This window comes from Rhodoferax sp. (genome assembly GCF_028715765.1).
Classification (GTDB): Bacteria; Pseudomonadota; Gammaproteobacteria; order Burkholderiales; family Burkholderiaceae_C; genus Rhodoferax.
This window is the reverse complement of sequence record NZ_JAQURE010000029.1, coordinates 35152-41930: the sequence shown is the minus strand read 5'-3', so window position 1 is coordinate 41930 and position 6779 is coordinate 35152. Positions and strand designations below refer to the sequence as shown.

The 6779-nt window shown below is 59.3% G+C and carries 7 protein-coding genes and 1 pseudogene; 3 read left to right on the top strand and 5 right to left on the bottom strand.

What is annotated here, in order from left to right:
* Positions 1-121: 121 nt before the first annotated feature.
* From PHT20_RS11120 to PHT20_RS11110, 3 genes and pseudogenes are all read left to right on the top strand, one after another.
* Positions 122-682 (top strand): annotated as a pseudogene (locus tag PHT20_RS11120) (ABC transporter ATP-binding protein); the annotation flags it as partial.
* 197 nt (positions 683-879) lie between these two features.
* Entirely contained in the window at positions 880-2628 is a 1749-nt protein-coding gene (locus tag PHT20_RS11115; RefSeq protein ID WP_301020556.1) for an acyl-CoA dehydrogenase family protein, read from the top strand.
* A gap of 43 nt (positions 2629-2671) precedes the next feature.
* A complete protein-coding gene (locus PHT20_RS11110) occupies positions 2672-3145 on the top strand; it encodes a MarR family transcriptional regulator (protein WP_301020555.1) in 474 nt (157 codons plus the stop codon).
* A 34-nt stretch (positions 3146-3179) separates the two neighbouring features.
* Here the strand turns inward: PHT20_RS11110 and PHT20_RS11105 are convergent, their stop codons facing one another.
* From PHT20_RS11105 to PHT20_RS11085, 5 genes are read right to left on the bottom strand one after another with little or no spacing between them, the layout of a single operon-like run.
* A complete protein-coding gene (locus PHT20_RS11105) occupies positions 3180-3452 on the bottom strand; it encodes a hypothetical protein (protein WP_301020554.1) in 273 nt (90 codons plus the stop codon).
* A gap of 44 nt (positions 3453-3496) precedes the next feature.
* Positions 3497-4453, bottom strand: coding sequence for a Gfo/Idh/MocA family oxidoreductase (locus tag PHT20_RS11100; protein ID WP_301020553.1), 957 nt, complete (start codon positions 4451-4453; stop codon positions 3497-3499).
* Between the two features lies 1 nt (position 4454).
* Positions 4455-5312 carry a class III extradiol dioxygenase subunit beta gene (locus PHT20_RS11095; protein ID WP_301020552.1) on the bottom strand — a complete coding sequence of 286 codons (858 nt, stop codon included), beginning with the start codon at positions 5310-5312 and terminating at the stop codon, positions 4455-4457.
* A 2-nt stretch (positions 5313-5314) separates the two neighbouring features.
* Positions 5315-5755 (bottom strand): protocatechuate 4,5-dioxygenase subunit alpha, encoded by a 441-nt coding sequence (gene ligA, locus PHT20_RS11090; RefSeq protein ID WP_301020551.1) that lies wholly within the window; start codon positions 5753-5755, stop codon positions 5315-5317.
* Between the two features lie 3 nt (positions 5756-5758).
* Positions 5759-6685 carry an amidohydrolase family protein gene (locus PHT20_RS11085; protein ID WP_301020550.1) on the bottom strand — a complete coding sequence of 309 codons (927 nt, stop codon included), beginning with the start codon at positions 6683-6685 and terminating at the stop codon, positions 5759-5761.
* Positions 6686-6779: the final 94 nt, after the last annotated feature.

The following is a 6779-nucleotide window of genomic DNA, read 5'->3' as shown; positions in this document are numbered from 1 at the left end:
TCACCTCCAGACTGTTGGATAACCGTATGATTTCAAACGGAATTTCTAATGGTATCCATTAGAAATCTGCACTGGGAGGTTTGCACCACTTTTCTTTTGAAAATCCTAATGGACTATCTGGGTTGAATTTGAAGGCCAGCCCATCAGCGTGCTAAGCCTTGAAGAACGCGTCATGCTGGGCATGGCGCTGGTGCCCGAAAAGCGCGAACTGTTTGGCAGCATGAGCGTGTCAGACAACTTGGTGCTGGGGGCGTTCCGCCAGGTGCGCCTGCGCAACCCCAACTGGCGCGCCCAGATCGACGTGGTGTTTGACCTGTTTCCTCGGCTGAAAGAGCGCCGTACGCAAGCCGCCGGCACCTTGTCCGGCGGGGAGCGCCAGATGCTGGCAGTGGGGCGTGCCCTGATGTCGCGCCCCACCCTGTTGATGCTCGACGAGCCCAGCCTGGGGCTGGCACCGCTGGTGGTGAAAGAAATTTTTCGCACCATCGACGCACTGCGCCAAACCGGCGTGACCACTTTGCTGGTGGAGCAAAACGCCCGTGCCGCGCTGGAGGCAGCAGACTTCGGCTACGTGCTGGAAATGGGCGACGTGGCCTTGAGCGGCCCAGCCCGTGACCTGGCCACTGACCCGCGTGTGATCGAGACCTATCTGGGCGCAGCGCGCAGCAAAAAGGCGGCGTAAGCGTTTTATATACAAAATATAGCTCTAGGCCATACGATATAATCGTGACTAGCTCTTTATTTTATAGCTATTGGGAACGCTGCAACGCAACGATGTCCGCTCAAACCATCTTATTCACACACCCGAAAAACAATCAATAAAAGCAGGCTCTGACGCCTATCCATCAAGCGTCAATAACTATTACATTCATAGCAATGATGACCTACCAAACCCCCATCGACGACATCAATTTCATCCTCTGGCAGGTGCTGGGCGCGCCCCAACAGTTGCAGGCCTTGCCAGCCCTTGCCGAAGCTGACGACGACCTGCTGCGCCAGGTGCTGACCGAGGCGGGCAAATTTGTAGACGACGTGGTGGCGCCCTTGCACCGTAGTGGCGACGAAGTGGGCTGTCGGTTCGACCAAGGTCAAGTCACCACGCCGCCGGGTTTTCGCGATGCCTACCAAGCCTTTTGGCAGGCCGGTTGGCCGGCTCTGGCTTGTGCGCCTGAAGATGGCGGCCAGGGTCTACCGGGGGTGCTGGAGGCGGTTTTGTACGAACTCTTGAGCGCGGCCAACCACGGCTGGACCATGGCCCCCGGTTTGTTACACGGTGCTTATGAGTGTTTAAAGCACCACGCCACTGAGGAACTCAAAGCCCAGTATCTGGAAAAAATCGCCACCGGCGAATGGCTGGCCACCATGTGCCTGACCGAGCCCCACGCTGGCAGCGACTTGGGGCTGGCACGCACCAAAGCCACCCCGCAAGCCGACGGCAGCTACCGCTTGAGTGGCACCAAAATCTTCATCTCCGGTGGCGAACATGACTTGAGCGACAACATCGTGCACCTGGTGCTGGCGCGTCTGCCCGACGCGCCGCCCGGCCCAAAAGGTTTGTCGCTATTTTTGTGCCCCAAGTTCTACCCTGACGGCAGCCGCAGTGCCGTGGTGTGCGAGCGCATTGAAGAAAAAATGGGCTTGCACGGCAGCGCCACCTGCGTGCTGCGTTTTGACGATGCCACCAGCTGGATGGTGGGTGAGCCCGGCCGCGGCCTGAACGCCATGTTTGTCATGATGAACGCCGCCCGCCTGCATGTGGCGCTGCAAGGCATTGGCCTGCTGGATGCAGCCTGGCAAAAAGCCCATGCCTATGCCCAGGAGCGCCGCCAGATGCGCGCACCGGGTCGCGCCAAATCCAGCCTTGAGCCCAGCCTGATCATTGAACACCCAGCCATGCGCCGCATTCTGGACACCCAGCGCGCCTGGATTGATGGCGGGCGCGTGCTGGCCTACACCACCGCGCTGGAGCTGGACATGGCCAAACACCATGTCGATGCGCCGCGCCGCCAGCAAGCCGAACGCTGGTGCGCGCTGGTCACCCCGGTGCTGAAATCCGCCTGGACGGCGCAGGCCTTCAACGGTGCCAGCGATTGCCTGCAAGTGTTTGGCGGCCATGGTTACGTGCGCGAATGGGGCATTGAGCAGATCGTGCGCGACGCACGGGTGGCCATGATCTACGAGGGCACCAACGAGATTCAGGCCATTGACTTGCTGGTGCGCAAGGTGCTGCCTGATGGTGGCATTGCCTTGGCCGACCTGCTGCAACAACTCTGCCCAACCGCCCCTGACACCCCTGCAGATGGCTTGACGATGCCCGCCATCGCCCCAACGCAAATGCAACTTGAAAGCCAACTGCAAACCCAAGTGGCAGATTTGAGCGCCTTGTTGCCGCCATTGGCCAGCGCCTGCGCCCAAGACCCCGAGCTGGCTTACTGGGTGGCCGATGATTTTTTGCGTGCCGTGGCCTTGACCTTGCTGACCTGGGCGTGGACACGTCTGGATCATGCAAGCGCCGCACTACCCGACGCACAACAAGCCCGCTGGCATGCCCCCGCCGCAGCTCTGCGACACTGGGTGTTGCCAGAATTTGCCATGCGCTTGTGCATCATCAAGGCACGCCTGGTTTAAGCCGGTATATTTGACCATTTGGTCAAACTGCCCATCCGGCCTCATGGACACCCCATCTTCCCCACCACCCTCGCCTTCGGTTGACAAAGTCAACACCCGTTACCTGGAAACGCTGATGGGCTACAACGCCCGGCGTGCCGCGTTGGTCATCATTGGCGAATTCATGGCCCAGATGGCGGTGTACGACCTGCGCACGGTGGACTTTTCGGTGCTGTCCTTGATCACTCACAACCCAGGCATCACCTCACGCCAGCTGTGCAACACCTTGGGCATTCAAGCGCCCAACCTGGTCAGCATGATCACCGCGCTGGAAAAGCGTGAATTGATCAAGCGCCTGCCCCACCCCAGCGACCGTCGCGCCATGGGGCTACACCTGACTGAAACCGGTGAGCAACTCATGCGCCAAGCCGAGAAAACTGCGACCAAGCTGGAGCAAAAAGCCACTTCACGCCTGACCGCCACCGAACGCAAAACCTTGCTGGGACTGTTAAAAAAAATCTACAAGCCGGTTGAATGACTCCGCTGTCGATGCCTGATGTCGTTTGATGAAATTACGGTGTTTGCGTCCACAGTGCCAACTGCTCGCGTGCGATGCGCAAAGCAGGTGCCTCTTGATGCTGATGGAGTGTGATCAGACCAAACAGACCCGTTGCATTCAGTGGTGGGACAACATTTAAGCCCACCAGGTCGACGGCAACTGCGCTGACAGTCAGCACAATCGTATTGCTTTGGCGGGCAAGCTCCACAATGCTCAAGGTTTCATCGCAACACAAAGTCACCATATCGTCTGGGTTGGCTGCAGAACCATAGCGTGCAATCAGCATCCGAGCCACCTCGTCACTCAGAGGGGTTGATGCAATGGGGCGCCCTACCCGTTGAATTGCAACTCCAGCCCATGCAGCACCCGGTAGCAAGGCAACACGCTAGCCACTGAACTGTTGGGTTCCCTGCCCTCATTGATGGCAGCAAAAAACTCGCGGTCTTGCAGTTCGATGCCATTCATGCTGACCGCTACGCCAGAGACATCAATCTTTTCTTCTTTGCCGTTGAACAAGTCGTCATACCGCGCAATGTAGGTCGCGCTGTCGCCGATGTAGCGAAAGAAGGTGCCCAGCGGGCCGTCGTTGTTGAAGCTCAAACTCAGCGTGCAGATCGCCCCATTGGCAGCCTTGAGCTGGATGCTCATGTCCATGGCAATGCCCAGCGTGGGGTGGATCGGGCCTTGGATGGCGTTGGCTTTGACGATGGGGCTGCCGCACTGGTAGGCGAACAGGTCGACCGTGTGCGCGGCGTGGTGCCACAGCAGGTGATCGGTCCAACTGCGGGCTTGGCCCAGCGCGTTCATGTTGGTGCGGCGGAAAAAGTAGGTTTGCACATCCATCTGCTGGATGTTGAATTCACCCGCCTGGATTTTCTTGTGCACGTATTGGTGGCTGGGGTTGAAGCGGCGGGTGTGGCCGCACATCGCCACCAGGCCGCTCTTGGCTGCCACCTGGGCCACTTCTTCACCGTCGGTGAGCACGTCGCACAGGGGAATTTCCACCTGCACGTGTTTGCCCGCCTTCAGGCAAGCCAGGGTTTGGCTGGCGTGCATTTGAGTCGGGGTGCACAAAATGACCGCGTCGACTTCCTTCAAGGCCAGGCTATCAGTCAGATCGGTGGTGACGTGGCCAATGCCGTATTTGGCGGCCACTTCACGGGTTTTATCCAGGTCGCGGCTGATGAGCGAGACGACTTCAACGCCGTCGATGTTCTTGATGCCGTCCAGGTGTTTGATGCCGAAAGCGCCAGCACCGGCCAGCGCCACTTTGATGGGTTTGCTCATTTCAGGAATTCTCCAGGATAAGGTGTCCGACTGCAGTGTTGCTTGCCGGCACATGATAAAAACGGTGTCTAACGCTGACAGAACGTGCGCTGTCAGCTACATCTTGCATAGCACCCCGGGCGATCAACCACATCACCAGTTCCACGCCTTCGCTACCCGCCTCACGCACGTAGTCAATGTGTGGTGTAGCGGCGCAGGCGGCGGGGTCGGCAATCATCTTGTCCAGCCAGGCGTTGTCCCACTCGCGGTTGATCAGACCGGCGCGTGCGCCTTGTAACTGGTGGCTCATGCCGCCAGTGCCCCAGATGTGCACATTCAGGTCTTCGTCGTAACTCTCCACTGCTTTGCGAATCGCCTGGCCCAGGTTGAAGCAGCGCTGGCCGCTGGGCACCGGGTATTGCACCACGTTGACGGCAAACGGAATCACCGGGCAGGGCCACGCATCCGGTTCACCACACATCAAAGACAGCGGCACGGTCAGGCCATGGTCGACCTCCATCTTGTTGACGATGGTCAAATCGAAATCTTGCTGGATCACCGAGTGGGCAATGTGGCTGGCCAGGTCCGGGTGGCCAATGACTTTGGGCACCGGGCGCGGGCCAAAACCTTCGTCTGCCGGAATGAATTCCGCCGCCGTGCCGATGGCAAAGGTGGGGATCATGTCCAAGCTGAAGGCGGTGGCGTGGTCGTTGCAGACCAGAAAAATCACGTCGGGCTTGTTGTCCTTCATCCACTGTTTGGAAAACTCGTAGCCCTTGAACAGCGGCTGCCAGTACGGCTCTTGCGTCTTGCCCAGGTCAATGGCCGCGCCGATGGCGGGCACGTGGGAGGTGTAAACGGAGGCGGTGATGCGTGCCATGATCAGGAAACTTTCCGGCCAGCCTGGCCTTGCGGTTGATGTTGCGGCTGGGCGCTGCCGTCTTCGCCTGGATAGCGGTTGCCTTCGATGGAACGGCCACCGGCGAGCATCATGGCGCGGTACTCTTCCTCGCTCATGCCGGTCATGCTGCCAGCCATCTGCTGAAAGCTCAGGCCGTGGGTGGCGCCAATCTTGGCCAGAAAGTAGATGTTGCCGCCAAGCTGCATGGCGCGGTTCAGGTCCATGTCGAGCACGGCCTGTTTCTGCTCTTCACTCATCGGCCACTCGTCCAGGTAAGCGCGCTGATCCAGCTTGAAGCGCTCGCGGTTTTCGGCCTTCATCAGCGACATGCAAAACTGGTTGAGGTGGTAGCCTTTGCGGCTTTGTTCAGCATCAAAAATAATGGTGCCGGGGATGTCTTTGTAGGGTTTGTCGAGTGCCATGAATCAGCTCCAGTACAAACGATTCGGGTTATCGACCAGCAGCTTGCGCTGCAATTCAGCCGTGGGCGCAATGTGCGGTATGAAGTCCACCAGCAGGCCGTCGTCTGGCATGTGGTCCTTCAGGTTCGGGTGCGGCCAGTCGGTGCCCCACAACACGCGATCGGGGAACTCTTCAACAATCGCTTTGGCAAACGGAATCACATCACGGTAGGCGTTTTGCTCACCGTTCAGGGCCTTGGGGCCGGTCACGCTCAGGCGTTCGGGGCAGCTCACCTTGCTCCACACATTGGGGTGTTGGCGCATGAATTGGCGGAACAGCGCAAACTGCGGCCCGTCCACCGGCAGCGACACGTCCGGGCGGCCCATGTGGTCGACCACCACGGTGGTCGGCAGCGCGGTGAAAAAGTCCCACAGCTCGGGCAGGTCTACCGCCTCAAAGTAGATCACCACATGCCAGCCCCAGGCCTTGATGCGGGCGGCAATCTCCATCAGCTCGTCCTTGGGTGTGAAGTCCACCAGGCGTTTGACAAAGTTGAAGCGCACACCGCGCACACCGGCGTCATGCATGGCCTGGATTTCCGCGTCAGTCACGCTGCGCTTCACGGTGGCCACACCCCGCGCCTTGCCGTTGCTGCTTTTGAGCGCATCCACCAGCGCCCGGTTGTCCGCCCCGTGGCAGGTGGCCTGCACGATGACGTTTTTCTCAAACCCCAGGTGGTCGCGCAGCGCAAACAGCTGGGCTTTGGATGCATCACAGGGCGTGTACTTGCGCTCTGGCGCATAGGGAAATTCAGCGCCCGGGCCAAACACGTGGCAATGCGCATCCACAGCACCTGCGGGCAACTGGAAACGCGGTTTGCTCGGGCCGCTGTACCAGTCCAGCCAGCCGGGGGTTTTGGTGAATGTTGCGCTGGGGGTGAGGTTACTCATGCGTTTGTAAGAGGGTGAAAGTGGCGTGTTCTGCATTGTCAACAACCGTCTCTACCGTTGCAACGCGCATAAGCTACTAACTGCTATGCCAGGA